20 protein-coding genes are annotated in these 19,936 nt (G+C 65.7%); 9 read left to right on the forward strand and 11 right to left on the reverse strand.

Annotated elements, in window-relative coordinates; genetic code table 11:
* Positions 1–72: 72 nt before the first annotated feature.
* Positions 73–615, reverse strand: a complete 543-nt coding sequence (locus ACTIF2_RS16765) for a c-type cytochrome (RefSeq protein WP_439498228.1) — start codon at positions 613–615, stop codon at positions 73–75.
* Between the two features lie 202 nt (positions 616–817).
* Here ACTIF2_RS16765 and ACTIF2_RS16770 point away from each other — a divergent pair, with 202 nt between their 5' ends.
* Entirely contained in the window at positions 818–1,561 is a 744-nt protein-coding gene (locus ACTIF2_RS16770; protein WP_439498229.1) for a 3-deoxy-manno-octulosonate cytidylyltransferase, read from the forward strand.
* A gap of 6 nt (positions 1,562–1,567) precedes the next feature.
* Positions 1,568–2,422, forward strand: coding sequence for a prephenate dehydratase (locus ACTIF2_RS16775; RefSeq protein WP_439498230.1), 855 nt, complete (start codon positions 1,568–1,570; stop codon positions 2,420–2,422).
* A gap of 474 nt (positions 2,423–2,896) precedes the next feature.
* Here the strand turns inward: ACTIF2_RS16775 and nudC are convergent, their stop codons facing one another.
* From nudC to ACTIF2_RS16810, 7 genes are all read right to left on the reverse strand, one after another.
* Positions 2,897–3,853, reverse strand: a complete 957-nt coding sequence (gene nudC / locus ACTIF2_RS16780) for an NAD(+) diphosphatase (protein ID WP_439498231.1) — start codon at positions 3,851–3,853, stop codon at positions 2,897–2,899.
* A gap of 127 nt (positions 3,854–3,980) precedes the next feature.
* A complete protein-coding gene (gene mmsB, locus ACTIF2_RS16785) occupies positions 3,981–4,868 on the reverse strand; it encodes a 3-hydroxyisobutyrate dehydrogenase (RefSeq protein ID WP_439498232.1) in 888 nt (295 codons plus the stop codon).
* Positions 4,865–5,137 (reverse strand): hypothetical protein, encoded by a 273-nt coding sequence (locus ACTIF2_RS16790; RefSeq protein WP_439498233.1) that lies wholly within the window; start codon positions 5,135–5,137, stop codon positions 4,865–4,867. The genes mmsB and ACTIF2_RS16790 overlap by 4 nt, the downstream gene beginning before the upstream one ends.
* A gap of 1 nt (position 5,138) precedes the next feature.
* Positions 5,139–6,293, reverse strand: a complete 1,155-nt coding sequence (locus tag ACTIF2_RS16795; RefSeq protein ID WP_439498234.1) for an isobutyryl-CoA dehydrogenase — start codon at positions 6,291–6,293, stop codon at positions 5,139–5,141.
* Positions 6,290–6,721, reverse strand: coding sequence for a type II toxin-antitoxin system VapC family toxin (locus ACTIF2_RS16800; RefSeq protein WP_439498235.1), 432 nt, complete (start codon positions 6,719–6,721; stop codon positions 6,290–6,292). The genes ACTIF2_RS16795 and ACTIF2_RS16800 overlap by 4 nt, the downstream gene beginning before the upstream one ends.
* A complete protein-coding gene (locus ACTIF2_RS16805) occupies positions 6,696–6,944 on the reverse strand; it encodes a FitA-like ribbon-helix-helix domain-containing protein (RefSeq protein WP_439498236.1) in 249 nt (82 codons plus the stop codon). Before ACTIF2_RS16805 ends, ACTIF2_RS16800 begins: the two co-directional genes overlap by 26 nt.
* A 50-nt stretch (positions 6,945–6,994) precedes the next feature.
* The gene (locus tag ACTIF2_RS16810) at positions 6,995–8,491 is read right to left on the reverse strand and encodes a CoA-acylating methylmalonate-semialdehyde dehydrogenase (protein WP_439498237.1); all 1,497 of its coding nucleotides are present in this window, start codon (positions 8,489–8,491) and stop codon (positions 6,995–6,997) included.
* Between the two features lie 125 nt (positions 8,492–8,616).
* Here ACTIF2_RS16810 and ACTIF2_RS16815 point away from each other — a divergent pair, with 125 nt between their 5' ends.
* Positions 8,617–9,558, forward strand: a complete 942-nt coding sequence (locus ACTIF2_RS16815; RefSeq protein WP_439498238.1) for a LysR family transcriptional regulator — start codon at positions 8,617–8,619, stop codon at positions 9,556–9,558.
* Between the two features lie 107 nt (positions 9,559–9,665).
* Here ACTIF2_RS16815 and ACTIF2_RS16820 read toward each other — a convergent pair whose 3' ends face one another.
* The 3 genes from ACTIF2_RS16820 to ACTIF2_RS16830 all read right to left on the reverse strand — a co-directional run bounded on the left by ACTIF2_RS16820 (position 9,666) and on the right by ACTIF2_RS16830 (position 13,904).
* Positions 9,666–10,970, reverse strand: coding sequence for a GGDEF domain-containing response regulator (locus ACTIF2_RS16820; protein WP_439498239.1), 1,305 nt, complete (start codon positions 10,968–10,970; stop codon positions 9,666–9,668).
* Between the two features lie 182 nt (positions 10,971–11,152).
* Positions 11,153–12,892 carry an ABC transporter permease gene (locus ACTIF2_RS16825; RefSeq protein ID WP_439498240.1) on the reverse strand — a complete coding sequence of 580 codons (1,740 nt, stop codon included), beginning with the start codon at positions 12,890–12,892 and terminating at the stop codon, positions 11,153–11,155.
* 22 nt (positions 12,893–12,914) lie between these two features.
* Positions 12,915–13,904, reverse strand: a complete 990-nt coding sequence (locus tag ACTIF2_RS16830; protein ID WP_439498241.1) for an ABC transporter substrate-binding protein — start codon at positions 13,902–13,904, stop codon at positions 12,915–12,917.
* A 264-nt stretch (positions 13,905–14,168) separates the two neighbouring features.
* Between ACTIF2_RS16830 and ACTIF2_RS16835 the strand changes: the two genes are divergently transcribed.
* From ACTIF2_RS16835 to ACTIF2_RS16860, 6 genes are all read left to right on the forward strand, one after another.
* On the forward strand, positions 14,169–15,551 hold the full coding sequence (locus tag ACTIF2_RS16835) for an ABC transporter substrate-binding protein (protein ID WP_439498242.1): 1,383 nt from the start codon (positions 14,169–14,171) through the stop codon (positions 15,549–15,551).
* A gap of 116 nt (positions 15,552–15,667) precedes the next feature.
* A complete protein-coding gene (locus tag ACTIF2_RS16840; RefSeq protein WP_439498254.1) occupies positions 15,668–16,540 on the forward strand; it encodes a carbohydrate ABC transporter permease in 873 nt (290 codons plus the stop codon).
* Entirely contained in the window at positions 16,540–17,376 is an 837-nt protein-coding gene (locus ACTIF2_RS16845; protein ID WP_439498243.1) for a carbohydrate ABC transporter permease, read from the forward strand. Before ACTIF2_RS16840 ends, ACTIF2_RS16845 begins: the two co-directional genes overlap by 1 nt.
* A gap of 150 nt (positions 17,377–17,526) precedes the next feature.
* A complete protein-coding gene (tal, locus tag ACTIF2_RS16850) occupies positions 17,527–18,513 on the forward strand; it encodes a transaldolase (RefSeq protein ID WP_439498244.1) in 987 nt (328 codons plus the stop codon).
* A gap of 115 nt (positions 18,514–18,628) precedes the next feature.
* Entirely contained in the window at positions 18,629–19,243 is a 615-nt protein-coding gene (locus tag ACTIF2_RS16855; protein ID WP_439498245.1) for an HdeD family acid-resistance protein, read from the forward strand.
* Between the two features lie 80 nt (positions 19,244–19,323).
* Positions 19,324–19,887 (forward strand): YceI family protein, encoded by a 564-nt coding sequence (locus tag ACTIF2_RS16860; RefSeq protein WP_439498246.1) that lies wholly within the window; start codon positions 19,324–19,326, stop codon positions 19,885–19,887.
* Positions 19,888–19,936: the final 49 nt, after the last annotated feature.

Genomic DNA, 19,936 nt, shown 5'->3' on the forward strand with positions numbered 1-19,936 from the left:
CGGGCTCAGGGCCCGGCTTGCTGGATATTGAAGCGCGCCGGATCGACGCAGGTCTATTCCTTGAGCAGCGCTCTATTCCTTGGGCAGCGGCTTCGGCGATTCCGAAAGCGTGTTCAGGTAGGCGATGACGTCGGCGCGCGTATCGGCCCTGCTGACGCCGGCAAAGGCCATGATGGTGCCGGGGACGTAGGCCTTCGGGCTCTTCAGGAAGTGGTCGAGCGCGTCGGCGTCCCAGGTCTTGTCGTTGCGGCCCTTCATCGCGGCCGAGTAGCCGAAGCCCGCGACCGAACCCTCGTTGCGCCCGTAGACGTCGTAGAGATGCGGGCCGACCTTGTTGGCGCCGCCCTTCTCGAAGGTGTGGCAGGCTTTGCAGGCGCCGACGGCCTTCTCGCCCTTGGCCGGGTCGGCCTTGGCCAGGCGCACCACGATCGGCTCGTCGGCGGCGGGAGCGGCAGCTGCGCCGGCCGCTGCGGCCGGCTCCTCGCTCGGCAGGTCGAAGCCGGGCACGGCGGGCTTGTGCGGCGCGAAGACGATGCCGGCGATCATGTTCAGGCTCATCACCAGGAGCAGCGTCGACAGGCCCGCTCCGGCAATCTTGTTCAGTTCGATATTCATCGCATCGAAACCCTCGGGCCTCGCCGTCGCAGGGACGCGCAAGGCAGGACAGCGCTCCGGCCGGAGCCTAGGAGCGCCGACACACGGCCGTTGCTTAACCGCTTTGCGCGCTGCAATGCAACTCGTATAAGCACCCGCCGCTTTGAGACCTTTTGACGCCTCCCGTCGTCGACCGTGACGATCCATTGAGCCTGTAGCCACGATGCCGGACCCGCTGATCCTGATCCCCGCCCGCATGCAGGCGACCCGCCTGCCCGGCAAGCCTCTCGCCGATATCCTGGGCGAGCCGATGATCGTGCATGTCTGGCGCCGTGCGATGGAATCGGGCGTCGGCGTCGCGGTGGTCGCCACCGATGAGCCGCGCATCGTCGAGGCGATCGAGAAGGTCGGGGGCAGGGCGGTGCTGACCCGGTCCGACCATCACACCGGCTCGGATCGCATCAAGGAGGCAGCCGATATCGTCGATCCCGACGGCCGCCACGACATCATCGTCAATGTCCAGGGCGATCTGCCGACCATCGACCCGCGCGTGATCGCGGCCTCGGTCGAGCCGCTCTCCGACAGCGCCGTGGATATCGTCACCCTGGCCTCGGTGATCACCCGCGAGGACGAGAAATCCGAGCCGAGCGTCGTCAAGGCGATCGGCAGCGAGATTTCGCCCGGCCGGATGCGGGCGCTCTATTTCACCCGCGTCACCGCGCCGGGCGGCGAGGGGCCGCTCTATCACCATATCGGCCTCTATACCTATCGCCGCAAGGCGCTCGACCGCTTCGTCAGCCTGCCGCCTTCGCCGCTCGAGAAGCGCGAGCGGCTCGAGCAGCTGCGCGCCGTCGAGGACGGCATGCGCATCGACATCATCGTCGTCGACGACGTGCCGCTCGGTGTCGATACCCCCCATGACCTTGATCGCGCCCGCGCCATTCTCGCCGCGCGCGCCGGAGCCTGAAGCCCAATGTCCACCATCGTGTCCTATCAGGGCGAGCCCGGCGCCTTCTCCTCGCAGGCGGCTCTCCAGGTCTTCCCGGATTGCGAGCTCCTGCCCTGCGCGACCTTCGAGGATGCGCTCGCCGCCGTCAGCGACGGCACGGCGCGCTACGGCATGATTCCGATCGACAACTCGATCGCCGGACGCGTCGCCGATATCCATCATTTGCTGCCCCGCTCCGGCCTGCACATCATCGGCGAGCATTTCCTGCCGATCCGCTTCCACCTGATGGCCGCCAAGGGCGCGACGCTCGCCACGCTGAAGACGGTGCAGAGCCATATCCACGCGCTCGGCCAGTGCCGCAAGATCATCAAGAAGCTCGGGCTCAAGGCCGAGGTCGCGGCCGATACGGCAGGCTCCGCGAGGCAGGTCGCGGAGGCGGGTGACCTGACCCGGGCCGCCATCGCGCCGCATATCGCCGCCGAGGTCTATGGGCTCGAGATCCTGATGGAGGATATCGAGGACGAGAAGCACAACACCACGCGCTTCGTCATCCTCTCGAAATATCCCGAATATGCCCGCCACGGCGCCGGCAAGACGGTGACGACGCTGATGTTCCGGGTCCGCAACATCCCGGCCGCCCTCTACAAGGCGCTCGGCGGTTTCGCCACCAACGGCATCAACATGACCAAGCTCGAGAGCTACATGGTCGACGGCCATTTCTCGGCGACGATGTTCTACAGCGATGTCGAGGGCCATCCCGACGACCCGGCCCTGAAGCGGGCGCTGACGGAGCTCGAATATTTCTCGCGCGAGATGAAGATTTTGGGCGTCTACCCGGCGAACCCCTTTCGCGACACGCTCGCCGAGCCGGGAGAGTGAGTTTCTCGCCTTCGTTCTTAGGGCGAGGAAAAAAGCTGGAGATGGGCGTGATTCGCCTCGTCTCTCACGTCAAGAGGTAATGCTACAACCGCCGGGTGAGCATTCGAGCTCGCAGAAATCAATCATCGGATCAGATGCTGGCTGAGAATCGACAATGCAAGCCGTACTAATCCGATCAACGCTATTGCTAAATGAGCTGGCGAATCAGATCTACGGAGACGTCTTCCGAGCAAAATTTGAAGAGCGGGAGTCTCTAAACAAAGGTGGTATATATTATAGGGCGTATGGGCTGCTTTGTGATTTCTCGCTCATGTCATACGGTGATGAAGAATTCATAATTATTATCGATAGTAAGAGTGTGTTTAAAGATGAAGATGATATGTGTGATTTTTTTCTTAGAAAAATAAAAGAAAAACTCAATATGCGCGATATCGAGTCGGAGGTGATAGATTTGTAGGTTCAACGCTCCATCAGCTACGGCTCTTCCCCATCCACGGCCCAGGCCGTCAGGATCGTATTGGCGATCGCGATATGCGGTGGGCAGGACAGGCCGTCGGGATGGCGGCCTTCCAGCATCTGCAGCGCTTCCTCGCGTGAGAACCAGCGGCCGGCCTCCAGCTCGTTCCCGTCGAGCGTGATGTCGTCGTTGAGCGCCTCGCTGATGCAGCCGATCATCAGGGAGGACGGGAAGGGCCAGGGCTGCGAGGCGACATAGCGCACGGCGCCGGTGCGCAGGCCGGCCTCTTCCAGCGTCTCGCGGCGCACCGCGTCCTCAAAAGTCTCGCCGGGCTCGAGGAAGCCGGCGATGCAGGAATACATGCCGGGCGCGAACCGGGCCTGGCGGGCGAGGAAGCATGCGTCGCCGCGAACGGAGAGCATGATCACGACCGGATCGGTGCGCGGGAAATGCAGCGTGCCGCATTGCGAGCACTCGCGCCGCCAGCCGCCGCTCACCGTCGGCGACAGGCCGCCGCAGCGCGCGCAGAAGCGATGGCGCGCGTGCCAGTCGAGCAGTGCCTTGGCCTCGCCCAGCGGCCCGACCTCTTCGGTCGGCACCAGGCGCTTCAGGGCGACGGAGCGCAGGTCGCTGACCATGAGGTCGTCGCGCTCGCGCAGTTGCTCGGCGAGTTCCTTGTCGATCAGCCGGCCGAAACAGGCCTTGCCTTGCGGGTCGAGCCCGAGAAAGACCTCCTCATGCGGGCGGCCGATCGCATCGGCCTCACCTTCGCTGAACCAGATCGTCAGCGCCTCTGCGTCGAGCCGCTTCAGGATCGGAATCTCGCCCGAGACGAGCGCGTGCCGCGTGTCCGGCGAGGAGCGGAAGCCGGCGACGGCGTCGGGATGATCGCGGAGATCGCCGCGGCGGTCGAGCGGGTTGGTGGCGAAGCCGGTCAGGGCCGAGCGTTCGCGGCGAAGGCAGACATCGTTCATGCGCATATCCGTCTGGCTGGCGGCCCGAGGCAGCCGCCACGCTGGCGCGATGTGCTAGCGGCAAAGCGTCGCTAGCGCCAGAGGCTCGCGGCGCGCGGCTGCTCTGCTTCGCTCTGCATGCCCGGCGTCAGGACGCTTCACGGCCGCGCAGCAGATGGATGATCGCCGAGAAATCCGCGCCGCCTTCGCCCCAGGCATTGTGCAGGCCGTAGAGCTGCGCGGCGGCGGCGCCGAGCGGGGTCGAGGCTCCGGCCGCCTGGGCGGCTTCTTGCGACAATTTCAGGTCCTTCAGCATCAGCGCCGAGGCGAAGCCGGGCTTGTAGTCGCCATTGGCGGGCGAACTCGGCACCGGACCGGGCACGGGGCAATAGGTGGTCAGCGACCAGCACTGGCCCGACGAGGTCGAGGCGACGTCGTAGAGCGCCTGATGCGACAGGCCGAGCTTCTCGGCGAGTACGAAGGCCTCGCAGACGCCGATCATCGAGATGCCCAGGATCATGTTGTTGCAGATCTTGGCGGCCTGGCCGTTGCCGGCCGGGCCGCAATGGACGACGCGCCGACCCATGGCGGTGAGGATCGGATCGCCCTTCTCGAAAGCCTCTCCCGAGCCGCCGACCATGAAGGTCAGCGTCGCGCCCTTGGCGCCGCCGACGCCGCCCGAGACCGGCGCATCCAGGGACAGGCAGCCGCGTTCGGCTGCGAGCGCATGCGCCTTGCGGGCGCTCTCGACATCGATCGTCGAGGAATCGATCACGAGCGTGCCGGGATTCACGGCAGGCAGGATGTCGGCCCAGACGGAGAGGACATGCTTGCCGGCCGGCAGCATGGTGACGACGATTTCGGCATCCTTGACCGCCTCCTTTGCCGAGGCGGCGATGCTGACGCCAAGCTCGGCGGCGGCATCCTTCGATTCCTGGACGAGGTCGAAGGCGATGACCCGGTGTTGGGCCTTGACGAGATTGCCGGCCATCGGCCCGCCCATGTTGCCGAGCCCGATGAAGGCGATGGTGGTCATGGTGCTGCTCCGTCACGCGGCTGGGGAGGGACTCGAAGGATCCGGCGCCACAATGTGCCACCGAAGCGCGGTCCCAGAACGAAATAGGCGATCATCAGACCAAACCAAAGCAATGCGGGCCCGCCTTCGAGGCTGAATCCCTTTTCGGTCGTCTGGCCGGTGAGACTGGCGATGATCATTCCGAAGATCCAGGCGACGGTGATGAAGTCGAGGACCGCGGCGAGGATGATTTTCCAGTAGGGCACCGCCGCTGGACGTTCCGTGGTCATCTCAATTCCCCTTCGCGCGCCCGACCAGCGAGCGCGCCACGATCATCCGCATCACCTCGTTGGTGCCCTCGAGAATCTGGTGCACTCTGAGGTCGCGCACGATCTTCTCGATGCCGTAATCGGCAAGATAGCCGTAGCCGCCATGGATCTGCAGCGCCTGGTTGGCGACCTCGAAGCCGGTATCGGTCGCGACCCGCTTGGCCATGGCGCAGAGCTTCGTGGCGTCGGGCGTCTTCTCGTCGAGCGCTGCTGCGGCGCGCCACAGGAAGGTCCGCGCCGCTTCCAGCTCCGTCGCCATGTCGGCGAGCTTGAACTGCAGCGCCTGGAAATCGGCGATGCGGGCGCCAAAAGCCTTGCGCTCCTGGGCATAGGCGAGCGCCTTGTCGAGCGCGCCCTGGGCGCCGCCGAGCGAGCAGGCGCCGATATTGAGCCGGCCGCCGTCGAGCCCCGCCATGGCGATCTTGAAGCCGATGCCTTCGGGTCCGAGCCGGTTCGCGACGGGCACTCTGGCATTCTCGAAGATCACGGCGCGGGTCGGCTGCGCGTTCCAGCCCATCTTCTTCTCGTTGGCGCCGAAGGAGAGGCCGGGCGTGCCGTTCTCGACCACCAGCGTCGAGATGCCCGAGGGGCCGGCCTCGCCGGTGCGCACCATCACGACATAGATGTCGGAGACGCCGGCGCCCGAGATGAACTGCTTCTGGCCGTCGAGCACGTAATGGTCGCCATCCCGCACCGCCCTGGTCTTGAGCGCGGCGGCATCGGAGCCGGCGCCCGGCTCGGTCAGGCAATAGCTCGCCAGGTGCTCCATCGTGCAGAGCTTCGGCAGCCAGGCCTGGCGCTGTTCGTCCGAGCCGTAGCGGTCGATCATCCAGGCGCACATGTTGTGGATCGAGATATAGGCGGCGACGGTCGGGCAGCCGGTCGCGAGCGCCTCGAAGATCAGCGTCGCGTCGAGCCGGGTCAGCCCCGAGCCGCCGGCATCCTCGGCGATATAGACGCCGCCCATGCCGAGCGCGGCCGCCTGGCGCATCTCCTCGACCGGAAAATGCTTCTCCTCGTCCCAGCGGACGGCATGGGGCGCGAGGGTCTCTGTGGCGAAACCCTGCGCCATGTCGCGGATCGCGATCTGGTCTTCGGTGAGGGAGAAGGCGGTCATGGTTTCCAGTCCGCGCTATGGACGATGCGTTTGGCGTGAATCGTGGAAGAGAACTTTCGGAGCATGCGCTCGTCTGCGGTGATCAAGTAGGAATCGATGTGCTTCGCCAAGGCGATGTAGAAGCAGTCGTAAGCCGAGTGGTCGAACTCCAAAGCCATCGCCCAGGCGATTTCCGTCAGCGCGGAAAGCGGAAAATATCCCGCCATCAGCCGATCGATCGTCGCCACCATCGCCTTGGCCTGATCGAGCTTCAGTTCCCCCTTACGATGATAGACCAGTGCCGTGTTCCGGACCTCGGCGATAAAGAGATCGGGGGCCACAAGCGGCTGATCTGTCTCCGGAAACGGGTAAACGGTTCCGCCAGGCGACGCGGGAATGAACCAACGCAGGGCCGCGCTCGCATCAACGACGATCATCGCGCCGGTCACGCTCTTCGCGAATGATGTCCTCGGGTGAGGTCGTCACACTCATCAGGCCGTGCTTCTGGTGAAACTCGGCCAGGAGAGAGGCCTTCTCCGGGCCCGTCAGAGGGGCCGCCGCGCGCAACGTGTCGCGCGCGAAGGTTTCAAAAGAGACTCCGGCCAGCCGGGCCTTGACCTTGAGGCCGGCAATGACGTCATCGTCGATATTGCGGACAAGCACCTGACCCATGCGACCCTCCACGGTGATATCAAAAATGATATCACTGCCGCCCGATTGTCTCAACCCATGGTCGGGATGACGAAGCTCGCGCCGTCCTTGATGCCGCTCGGCCAGCGCGAGGTCACCGTCTTGGTCTTGGTGTAGAAGCGGATCGAGTCCGGGCCGTGCTGGTTGAGATCGCCGAAGGAGGAGCGCTTCCAGCCGCCGAAGGTGTAATAGGCCAGCGGCACCGGGATCGGCACGTTGACGCCGACCATGCCGACCTGGACGCGCGCGGCGAAGTCGCGGGCCGCGTCGCCGTCGCGGGTATAGATCGCGACGCCGTTGCCGTATTCGTGGTCGTTGGCGAGCTTCAGGCCTTCCTCATAGTCCTTGGCGCGGACGACCGAGAGCACGGGCCCAAAGATCTCTTCCTTGTAGATGCGCATGTCCGGCGTGACGTTGTCGAACAGGCAGCCGCCCATGTAGAAGCCGTTCTCGTAGCCCTGCATCTTGAAGCCGCGGCCGTCGACGGCGAGCGTGGCGCCCTCCTGGATGCCGATCTCGACATAGTTCTTGATCTTGTCGAGCGCCTGCCTGGTGACGACCGGGCCGTAATCGGCGGAGGAATCGGTCGAAGGGCCGATCTTCAGGCTCTCGACGCGCGGGATCAGCCGCTTGACCAGCTCGTCTGCGGTCGCCTTGCCGACCGGCACCGCGACCGAGATCGCCATGCAGCGCTCGCCGGCCGAGCCATAGCCGGCGCCGATCAGCGCATCGACCGCCTGGTCCATGTCGGCGTCCGGCATGATGATCATGTGGTTCTTGGCGCCGCCGAAGCACTGCACGCGCTTCCCGTTGGCGCAGCCGCGGGCATAGATGTACTCGGCGATTGGCGTCGAGCCGACGAAGCCGACGGCCTTGATGTCGTGATCGTCGAGGATGGCGTCGACCGCCTCCTTGTCGCCGTTGACGACATTGAGGATGCCGGGCGGGCCGCCGGCCTCGACGAACAGCTCGGCCAGCCGCATCGGCACGCCGGGATCGCGCTCCGAGGGCTTCAGGATGAAGGCGTTGCCGCAGGCGATCGCGGGGCCGAGCTTCCAGAGCGGAATCATCGCCGGGAAATTGAACGGCGTGATGCCGGCGACGACGCCGAGCGGCTGGCGCATCGAATAGATGTCGATGCCGGGGCCGGCGCCGTCGGTATATTCGCCCTTCATCAGGTTCGGAATGCCGAGCGAGAACTCGACGACCTCGACGCCGCGCTGGATGTCGCCCTTGGCGTCGGCGATGGTCTTGCCGTGCTCGCGGGCGAGCAGCTCGGCCAGCTCGTCATTGTTCTGCGCGATCAGGTCGAGGAACTTCATCAGCACGCGGGCGCGGCGCTGCGGGTTCACCGCTGCCCATTTCGGCTGCGCCTCCAGCGCGTTCTCCACGGCCTTGCGCATCTCGGCCGTCGAGGCGAGGGCGAGCTTGCCGATCACGGTCCCGTCCATCGGCTGGTAGATGTCGGCCGTGCGGCCCGATGTGCCCGCGACATGCTTGCCGCCGATGAAATGCCCGACCTGACGCATCGCGCCCTCCCTACGAATTGGTGTGGTGCCGTGATTGACCCCACCCCTACCATTCTCGTTTGCGCACGGCTATAGCGATAGAGAGCTAAGCGCCGTGCGTAAAAACAAATATCAGGGAGGTGCCTATGGAGCGGTTCGACTGGGACGACCTGCGCTTCTTTCTCGCTGTCGCCCGCTCGGGCCGGCTGACCGCGGCCGCGCGGCGCCTTGGCGCCGATCACGCCACCGTCTCGCGTCGGGTGACGTCGCTGGAGGAATCCCTCAAGGCCAAGCTCTTCGAGCGTCGGCCGCAGGGCTACACCCTCACCGCCCATGGCGAGCGGCTGCTGGCCAAGGCCGAGAGCATGGAGACCGAGGCGCTCGCGATCCAGAGCGATATCGGCGGCGCCGACATGGCGCTTGCCGGCACCGTCAGGATCGGCGCGCCGGACGGGTTCGGCTCGACCTTCCTGGCGCCGCGCCTCGCCAAGCTCGCCGCCGCATATCCCGGCCTCGAGCTTCAGCTCATCGCCATGCCGCGCCTGCTCTCGCTCTCGAAGCGGGAAGCCGATGTCGCGATCACGCTCGCCCCGCCCAAGGAGGGCAAGGTCGTCGCCCGCAAGCTTTGCGACTACCGGCTCGGGCTCTATGCCAGCCAGGCCTATCTCGATGCCATGCCGCCGGTGACGCGGGCGGACGATCTCTTCGCGCACCGCATCGTCGGCTATATCGACGACCTGATCTTCACGCCCGAGCTCGACTATCTCGACGAGATCGCAAAGGGCCTGAGGGCGCAGGTGCAGAGCTCGAGCGTGCTCGCCCAGATGAACGCGGTCGTCGCCGGCGCCGGCATCGGCGTCATTCATCATTTCATGGCGGAAGGCGAGCCGCGCCTCGTTCCGGTCCTGCCCGGCAGCGTCTCGATCACCCGGTCCTTCTGGCTCTTGGTCCATGCCGATCTGAAGGACGTCGCCCGCGTCCGCGCCATCGTCGATTTCATCGTGCGCGAGACGAAGATGTCGCGCGCGCTGCTGATGGGAGAGCAGCCCGCGGAAACGGTCCTGCGCCCTGCTCTGGCAGAGGGCTAGAGCATCGGACCGAAAAGTGGAATCCACTTTTCGGAAAAATTCGATGCTAAAACAAAAAGATAGATCGCCACCTTGCGTCCGATAGGACGCACGGCGATCTAGCCGCCTCAGGCCCCTTCCAGGCAGACCCGGTTGCGGCCCTGCTGCTTGGCGGCATAGAGCGCCCGGTCCGCGGCACGCAGGCAATGGTCGAAGCTGTCGGCCGGGTCGACCATGGCGACGCCGATCGAGGCCGTGACCGAGATTGTCTCGGCTCCGACCTGCAGGGCCGCATGCGATATATCCAGCCGGATATGATCGCAGAAGCGCATCGCGTCCGCCGGGGCCATTCCCGGAAACAGGATGACGAACTCTTCGCCCCCGAGGCGAGCGAGCAGGTTGCCGGTTCCTTCAACCGAATCCCTGAGGCAGCGGGCGACCCGCTCCAGCAGCTGGTCGCCGACGTCATGGCCATGCGTGTCGTTGAGCTGCTTGAAGTGATCGACGTCCAGGATAGCGACCGCGCTCGAGGGGCGCGCTTGCACCGTGGTGACGAGCTTCGGGCCGTTCTCGAAGAAATGCCGGCGGTTGAAGAGGCCGGTGAGATAGTCCCGGGACGCCAGGTCCTGCAGCTGCTTCAGTTGCGCAAGCGTGTCCGCATTGTTTGCGATCCGGCACTGCAGCTCTTCGGGCATGAAGGGGCGGGAGATGAAATCATTGGCGCCTGCCTTGAGGAAGCCGGCGGACACGGCGAGGTCGGTCGTCGACGAGATACCGATCACGCGCACCTTGTCCGGGGCGAGCAGGCGGCGGATCTTGCGGGTCAGCACATAGCCGTCCATGTCCGGCATGTTGTAGTCGCAGACCACCAGCTGGATATCGGGATTGGCCGCGAGGAGCGACAGGGCCTCGGCGCCGGAACCGGCCTCGATGACCGAGTATTGCTGGATCGCCAGCGTCCGGGCGAGGTGCTTGCGCGCCGCCGTCATGTCGTCGACGACGAGGATGCGCGTCTCGCGGTTCGCCAGGGCGCGCTTCACCGCCGTGACCAGCGTGTCCAGCGCGAACTCGTTGTTCTTCAGGACATAGTCGATGACGTCGCGCGCCATGATCCTGCTGCGCGTTTCGACGTCGAAGCTCCCCGTGAAGACGATGGTCGGGATGCCGCGCTGGACGGTGAAGTCGATCGCCTCGCCGTCGGGCGCGTCCGGCAGGTTCAGGTCGACCACGGCGATGCCGTAGGCTTCCGGCTCCTCGGTGACCACTTCATGCAGTTCGTTCAGGGAGGCGCAGGTGACGACGGACAACTCGGTCTCGTCGGTGAGCAGCTTGCGCAGCGCCTTCGCGAAGGTTCTCGAATCCTCGACGATCAGAATCTTCCGAGGGTCGGCGATCGGTTCGGATTTGCGACGAACGGCGGTCCGGTACTTCATCGATGCAAGGTCCTTACGCCGCGTACCGCCAATTCATCTTGGTCGAGGCGACATGCCACGCCAGTCATCGAGAAAGTAACGCGCTCCCTCTCTTTGGGTGAAACTGCTCAGACACGGTAAATGCCGGATTAACTTTGCGCTCTCGGCCCGTATCTGAAGCTGAACCCGGCCGCGTGAGCGCGTCAGATCCGCCAGGGCAGGACGTTGTCCGGCAGGCGGTGGGCGCAGCGGTCGAGCAGCAGCATCACCGCGAGGATCACCGCGGAGGCGCTGATCGCGATCGCGGCGGCCTCGCCGGCGAGCCCTGCCTCCTTCAAGCTGAACAGCACGACGCCCAGCGTCTCGGTGCCGGAGGACCAGAGCAACGCCGACACCGTCAGCTCGTTGAAGGCGACGAGGAAGACCATCAGCGCGCTCACCGTCGCTGCCGGCGCGAGCGTCGGCGCCACGACGAAGCGCAGCATTTGCCGGAGACTGGCGCCGTCGAGCCGTGCCGCCTCCTCGTGATGCGCCTCGATCTGCGCCATGGCCGCGACCGGGGCCTTCAGCGCCAGCGGCAGGAAACGCGCGAGATAGGCGAAGAGGATGATGAAGGGCGTCGCATAGATGCTGACGCCGATCAGCGGCAGCGGCTTCAGGAACATCAGGATGCAGGCGATGGCGAGCACCACCCCGGGTAGCGCATAGGGCAGCTCGACGATGAGTTCGACGGCGCGCCGGAGCCTGCCCATGCGCCGCTCCAGGCCATAGGCGAAGGCGATCGAGGCGAAGGCCAGGATGATGGCGGCCGCGCTGGCGAAGAGGAAGGAGTTGCGGAAGGCCCGCATCGTCACGTCCTGCCGCAGCAGCACCTCGGCGAACTTGTCGAAGGTCAGGCTCTGCCAGGTCAGGGCGACGCCGAGCGCCGGCGTCAGCGCCTCGCCGAGCAGCGCGAGGAAGGGCAGGCCGAGCTTCAGCGCGATCAGGAGCCAGAGCCCGGTCGCGACGAGGGGGCGGGCCGGGCCCAGATGCCAGAACGGCTGCAAGGGTTGCTCGATCTCGACCTTGCCGCCTGCGCGTCGGGTCGCCAATACGCTCGCCAGGATGCCGAGGCCGGCCACCAGCGCGACCAGCAGCGACAGCGCGGCCGCGTCCGAGAGCCCGGCCGGGCCGAAGCTCGACAGCCGCCGGTAGATCAGCGTCGGCAGGGTCAGGTAATTGACCGGCAGGCCGAGCAGGGCAGGGATGCCGAAATTGCCGATGCCGGCGACGAAGGCGAGCAGGGACGCGGCGACGAGCTGCGGACGCAGCACTGGCAGGAGGATGCGCAAGATGATGACTGAGGGCCGCGCGCCTTCGAGCTGGGCGGCCTCGACGAGCGAATGCGGGATGCTGCGCAAGCCGCTCCACAGCGTGATCGCGACCAGCGGCGCATGATGCAGGGCCATCACCAGGATGATTCCGCCGCGCCCCAGCAAGGAGTTTTGCGTGCCCGGCGCTGGCGACAGGCCCAACGCGGCGAGCACGGGCGAATGCGGCGCGGCCAGGCTCAGGAAGGCGAGCGCCGCCACCTGCGGCGCGACCATCATCGACAGGACGAAGGCGAAGGCCAGCGGCCGCTTGCCCCGCACATCGCTCACGCCGAGCAGCAGCGCGACAGTGCCACCAATGGCGAATGCGCCGAGCGCGGAGAACCCGGCCGTCTCGAACGTGTGGAGCGTGGCGTTTACGGCCGCGCGGCTGCCGATTTCGGCCCACGCCTCGCCGGGCGCGAACCGGCCGCCGGGCGCGAGCGCCGCCATCACCAGGCGCAGGAATGGCAACCCGGCAAAGAGCAGGCCGACGAGCGCGACCAGGATCGGCAGGCCGAGATCTCCCGCCCGCCCGATGCGCGGCAACCGGCGCCGCAGCCCGCCCCGGTCGCCGCGGAGAGCGAGCGTCATGATGCGGTCGGGCCGGCTGCGCTCACTCGAAGATCGCGCTGAAGCGCTTGCGCGCCGCAGCCTCGCTTGCGAGCGCCTTGGCGGCGTCGAAGGGCATCAGCCTGATCGCGGCGCGGGTCGGATAGCCGGCGGGCAGCGCGACGTCGGGGTGGGCCGCGACATAGCCCTGCCTGAGCGCCAGTTCCTGGCCTTCCTTCGAGATCAGGAAGTCGACGAAGGCCCTGGCCGCCTCCGGGTTCCGGCTTGTCTTGAGGATCGCGACCGGCTCGCTGACCGCTGAGACGCCCTCGCTCGGGAAGACGAACTCGACCGGCGCGCCCTTGGCCTTCTCGCGGATCGGCATGAAGTCGACGATCATGCCGTAGAGCTTTTCGCCTGTCGCGACCTGGCGCAGGATATCGCCATTGCCGCCCGCCGCCAGCGCACCATTGTCCTTGAGCGCCTGATAATAGTCCCAGCCGCCGGGGAGGCTGTCCGTCAGCGTCATGGTGTGGATCAGCGCCGCGCCCGAATTGAGCGGGCTCGGCATGGCGACGAGGTTCTTCGCCTCCGGCCTGACGAGGTCGGCCCAGCCCGCCGGCTTCATCGCCGCCTTGCTGTTGTAGACGATGCCGGTGGTGATCAGCTTCGTCGCGAACCAGGTTTTCCCGTCGTCGTGGATGCCGGCCGGATAGGCCGACGTCTCGGCCTTGTCATGCGCCAGCAGCCGGCCCTCGCGCTTGAGGCCCTCCATGGTCACCGAATCGGCGATGAGCAGGAGATCGGCCTGCGGGGCGCCGGCCTCGATCTCGGCCCTGAGCTTGGCCATGATCCGCGGCGTGCCGTCGCGCACGAAGCTGATCTCGACCTTGGGATGCCTCGCCTTGAAGGCGTCGATCGTTTGCTGGGCGTCAGTATTGGGCTGGCTGGTATAGAGCACCAGCTTGCCCTCGGCGGCGTCCGCCGGCGCAAGGCCGGCCGCGATCAGGACAAGGCTCGCGGCGGCCCATGCGATCATCGCCTTCGGATGCATCTGTCTCTCCTGCCCGTCGGCTCGCCAGAGCCGCAGGTGGGGCCGGTAAACCGCTCACATGACACATCCGTGAACCCCTCGTCACCATGGCTGAAAGACGGGGCGGGGCGTTTGCCGGTATCGCTGCGGCAGCACGTGCGGGGGCGAATCTGCCCGATTTTCCTGCATTTGCCCGGCTTGTTTGTGGCGAGGGTTTTCGACTAGTGTCCTCGACGAAGGCGTAGCAAAACGCTGGATTTAAACGTTTGAAATGGGAGGATATCAATGAAATCCGTGCGCTATCTCGTCACTGGCGCGGCCTTCGCGGCGATCGCAGCCGGCTGGTCCGGTGCTGCCGTCGCGCAGGAAACCGTCACGGTCTGGTTCACCAAGGGTTTCTACAAGGGCGAGGACGATGCGCTGCTCGCCGTCGTCGACAAGTTCCAGAAGGCGACCGGGGTGAAGGTCGATCTCTCGCTCTATGCCACCGAGGATTGCGTGACCAAGTCGGTCGGCGCGGTCCAGGCCGGCACGCCCCCCGATGTCGGCTTCTGCACGACCTATGATTTCCGCACCACCGGGCAATGGGCCTTTGAGGGCAAGCTCGAGGACGTCACCGACGCGCTGGCGCCAATCAAGGACCAGATCCAGCCGCAGGCCTTGGCGACGACGTTCCTGATGAACGACAAGACCAAGAAGAAGTCCTACTACGCCTTCCCGGTCCAGCAGCAGATGATGCACATCACCTACTGGAAGGACATGCTCGAGGAAGCCGGCTTCAAGGAAAGCGACATTCCCAAGGGCTGGAACGGCTATTGGGACTTCTGGTGCGACAAGGTCCAGGGCGCGCTGCGCGCCAAGGGCAAGCGCATCTACGGCGTCGGCCATCCGATGGGCGTCGCGGCGTCCGACACCTTCTATTCCTTCCTGACCTTCGCCAACGCCTATGGCACGCAGGTGGTCGACGAGGACGGCAAGATCGTCCTCGACCAGCCGAAGAACAAGGCTGCGATGATCGAGGCCGTGAAGTCCTACGCCAACATCCTGCAGCGCGGCTGCACGCCGCCCTCCTCGGTGAACTGGCTCGATCCCGACAACAACGTCGCCTTCCACAACCGCACCACCGTCGTCACCCACAACGCCACGATCTCGATCGCGGCCAAGCATCTCGACGACATGAACAACCAGGCGCTCACCCAGGAGCAGCGCGACCAGGCCAAGAAGAACTATTACGACAACATCCGCACCGCCGAGTTCCCGAAGAAGCCCGATGGCGGCACCTTGCCGAACCTCGCCGCCGTGAAGACGGCCGTGGTCTTCGCCGACGGCAAGAACAAGAAGCGCGGCAAGGAGTTCATGGCCTTCATGATGAAGGACGAGAATCTGCGCCCCTTCGTCGAGGGCTCGGTCGGCCGCTGGTTCCCGACGACGATCGAGGGCGCCAAGAGCCCGTTCTGGACCGACGGCAAGGATCCGCACCGCGCCATCGTCCACAAGCAGTACACGGACGGCACGATCCCGTTCCAGTTCGTCTACAACTACAAGTTCACCGCCGTGAACGCCGAGAACGTCTGGGCCAAGGCCGTCAACCGCGTCGTCCAGGACAAGGTCGCGCCGGAACAGGCCGTGGACGAGATGATCGCACGCATCAAGCAGATCGCCGGCTGACGCTGGCGGCCTGAATCCCCAACGAAAAGGCGCCCCTGCGGCGGCAATGGCCGCGGGGCGCCGACCCGTCTTTGCAAGAGCGGGTGGACGGAGGACGAGCAATGACAGCCACGACCATGGCCGCACCGGTCGCCGCGCCGGCGGACACCAATTCTGGATTTGCGCGCGACCGCGTCCTCTGGGGCGCGATCATGCTGGCCCCCTATATCCTCGTCTTCGCGGTGATGGTGGTCTACCCGGTCGCCTACGGCCTCTGGCTCGGCCTCAACTGGCAGTCCTACAAGGCGCTCTTCGCCGACCCGATCTTCATCCGCACGGTGATCAACACGATCATCTTCCTGTTCGTCGCGGTGAACCTGAAATTCCTGATCGCGCTCTGGCTCTCCGGGTTCTTCGTCGCCCAGCGCGCCTGGGTGCGCATCGTGCTGGTGCTCTTCATCCTACCCTGGGCGGTGCCCTCGATCCCGACCATCCTGTCCTTCCGGGTCATGCTCAATCCCGAGAACGGCATGATCAACCAGCAGCTCTTCCAGTGGTTCGGCATCGTCGAGGGGCCGGGCTGGCTGACCGATCCGACGCTCGCCTTCGCCTCGTCGATCATGGTCCATATCTGGAAGTCGCTGCCGTTCTGGACGCTGATCCTGGTCACCGGGCGGCTCGCCATCTCGCAGGACCTCTACGAGGCCGCCAGCGTCGACGGCGCCAACAGATGGCAGCAGTTCCGCTTCATCACCTGGCCCTCGCTGGCGACGCTCTACGTCACCTCGACCATGCTCTCGATGATCTGGACGCTGGGCGACTTCAACAGCGTCTACCTGCTCACCGGCGGCGGGCCGGGCGATCTCAACCATGTGCTCGCGACGCTCGGCATCCGCTACATGCGCAACAACAATCTCGATCTCGGCATCGCCTCGATCATCGTCGCCATGCCGCTGATCCTGCCGATGGTCTTCGTGATGGTGAAGCGCCTGTCGAAGGGAGCCGAGTGATGAAAAAGGTTCTCGACGAAGGCAAGCTGATCCTGATCGCCATCCCCGTCCTGCTCTGGACGCTGCTGCCGATCTACCATCTCTTCGTGCTCTCGATCTCCAGCCAGGAATCGATGCTGGCCGGCAAGCTCTGGCCCGACCAGCCGACGCTGCAGAACTTCCAGATCGTCTTCAAGCAGCAGCACTATTACCTGACCAATTTCTGGCTGCAGCTCTTCAACAGCTTCTTCATCGCGATCGCGACCGGGCTGATCACGCTCTTCGTCGCGACCTTCGCCGCCTTCGCCATCGCCCGCCTCAAGATCAAGGGCGGGCGCACGATCATGAACCTGGCGCTCGCCACCTACCTGATCCCGGCCGCCTTCCTGGCGATCCCGATGTACAAGGCGATGGGCTCCTACGGGCTGCTCAACACGCAGACGGCGCTGATCCTGGCCATGGTCGCGCTCGCCTCGCCCTATGCGATCTGGGTGCTGAAACAGGCCTCCGACAAGCTGCCCAAGGAGCTCGACGAGGCGGCGATCATGGATGGCGCGACCTCGCTGCAGCTCTTCCGCATGGTCTACCTGCCGTTGATGAAACCCTCGATGGTGGTCATCGGCATCTATGCGCTGCTGCTCGCCTGGAACGAGTATCTCTATGCCTTCCTGCTGCTCTCGAGCGAGCGGGCGGTTCCGCTGGCGGTCGGCCTCGGGCTTTTCCTCTCGGCCGACGACGCGCCCTGGAACCTCTTGATGGCGGCCGGCCTGCTCTACGCCATCCCGCCGGCGGTGATCTATTACGGCTTCCGCAAGAACATGGTCGCGGGGCTGACATCGGGCTCGGTCAAGAGCTGACCGGGTTGCCGTCATTGCGAGGAGGCGAAGCCGAGGAAGCAATCCAGCAGACCTGGCGCAAGGCTGGATTGCTTCGCTTACGCTCGCAATGACGCGTTACAGACGCCATGTTAGCGAAGAACCTCGGCCACATATTCCAAGGGTAGAGAGATGACCGCTTCAAAGCTCGACCAGCTCCGCAAGATGACGACCGTCGTCGCCGACACCGGCGATATCGAGGCCGTTCGCCGTCTCAAGCCGGTCGATTGCACCACGAACCCGACCTTGCTGCTCAAGGCCGTCGAGACGCCGGCCTATGCCCATCTCGTCGACGAGGCGATCGCCTGGGGCAAGAAGGCCACGGGCTCAGGCGAGGCGCGCGTCCACGCGGTCTGTGACCGGCTCGCCGTCACCTTCGGCGCGGAACTCACCAAGATCGTCCCGGGCCGCGTCTCGACCGAGGTCGATGCCGATCTGTCCTTCGACACGCAGGCGAGCATCGACAAGGCCCGCGCCATCATCGCCGCCTATAAGGAGCGCGGCGTCGAGCGCGATCGCATCCTGATCAAGGTCGCCTCGACATGGGAGGGCATCCAGGCCGCCAAGGTGCTGCAGGGCGAGGGCATCGACTGCAACCTGACGCTGCTCTTCTCGCTGCCCCAGGCCGTCGCCTGCGCCGATGCCAAGGCCTTCCTGATCTCGCCCTTCGTCGGCCGCATCCTCGACTGGCACGTCAAGGCCGGCGGCGGTCCCTACACGGCCGAGACCGATCCCGGCGTCGTCTCGGTGAAGAGCATCTATGCCTATTACAAGGCCTTCGGCATCAAGACGGTCGTCATGGGCGCCTCCTTCCGCAACACGGGCGAGATCGAGGCCCTGGCGGGCTGCGACCGGCTGACCATCGGCCCCGGCCTGCTCGACGAGCTGGCGGCCGCGACGGGCGACCTGCCGCGCAGGCTCTCGCCCGCCTCCTCGCCTCAGGCCGCGTCCGGCTTCTCCAAGCCGATCGAGCTCGACGAAAAAGCCTTCCGCTTCGCGCTGAACCAGGACGCGATGGCGACGGAGAAGCTGGCCGAGGGCATCCGCGGCTTCGTCAAGGATCTGCTCAGCCTGCGCAAGCTGGTCAGCCTGCGGCTCGAGGACGCCAAGGCGGCCTGATGAGCGCAGCACGGATCGCCGTCGTCACCGGCGGCTTCCCGGCCGGATTGCTCCGATATTGACGTCAACCGCAGGTGGTGAAAGCTTGTGCGCGGCTTCATCGGAGATCGCGCTCATGTCGGACGCTCCCAGCCCCGCTCGTCAACCGCCTTCGCTCGGCACCCATCTGGTCCCGTTACGACGCAACTCGGGCTGGTTGCTCGCTGCGGGCATCGCCCTGATCGTGCTCGGCGTGCTCGGGCTTGGCGCAGTGGGCTTGCTCAGTATCGCCAGCGCCGTCTGGTTCGGCGCCATGATCTTCGTCGGCGGCGTGATCATGCTGGTCGATGCCTTCCGCAATGGCGGCTGGAAGAGCCGCGTGATGCATATGCTGATCGGCCTGCTCTATCTGGCGGTCGGCATCATCACCTTCATCAATCCCGTCGTGGCGACGCTGTCGCTGACCCTCGTCGCCGGCGCGATGCTGGTCGCGACCGGCGTCTTCCGCATCGTCGTCGCCTTCCAGACCCGGCCGATGCCGGCCTGGATCTGGGTCCTGGCCTCGGGGCTGCTCTCGCTCGCGCTCGGCGCGCTGATCCTGATGCAATGGCCGACCTCCAGCCGCTGGGTGCTCGGCACCTTCCTGGCGATCGAGCTGATCTTCCAGGGCTGGGCCTGCATCGCGCTGGCCCGCGCCATCCGCTCGACCTTCGACGGCGTCATCACCAAGCGGGCCGCGCCGGCCGCCTAAGATCTCGTCCACCGCATCACCTTTGCGTGTGCCGCGCCGTTTGCCACGGCACTGCCATCAACGGCGCGGCAGATATCGCCATGCTCCGCTCCGCCGCGCTCACGATCGTTGCGCTGCTTGCCGCCGGCCCGGTTTCGGCGCAGACGACCTGGCGCATCGATCGCGCCGCGACCGAGATCAGCTTCATCACCAAGCGCTTCGGCGCCGTGGTCGCGACGGGCCGGTTCCAGCGCTATGACGGCGTGCTCACGCTCGACTTCGATATGCCCGAAAAGAGCCGCGTCAGGGTGACGCTCGAAACCGGCGCGATCCAGGCCGGCTCCGCCCTGATGGATGGCTTCATCAAGGGCGAGAGCATGCTGGATTCGGCCCGCTACCCGACTGCCAGCTTCAGCTCGGGCCGCGTGACCCGGACCGGCGAGCGCAGCCTGGAGATCAGTGGGCAGCTCACCATCCGCGGCATCACGCAGCCCTTCACGGTGAAGGCCGTCGTGGACGGCGATATCGAAAGGGCGAGGCGCGGCGACAGGGTGCCGTTTCACGCCAATGGCTCGTTCCTGCGGCCTGCCTTCGGGATCGGCCGCGACGTCAATGTCGTCGACGACCTGGTCGAGATCGCGATCAAGGGGCAATTGTCGCGATGACGGGGCAGGCTAGTGCCGGATGATTTCAGATGGCATCACGCAGTGATCC

The sequence above is a fragment of the Allobosea sp. genome, assembly GCF_051860145.1.
Lineage (GTDB): Bacteria > Pseudomonadota > Alphaproteobacteria > Rhizobiales > Beijerinckiaceae > Allobosea.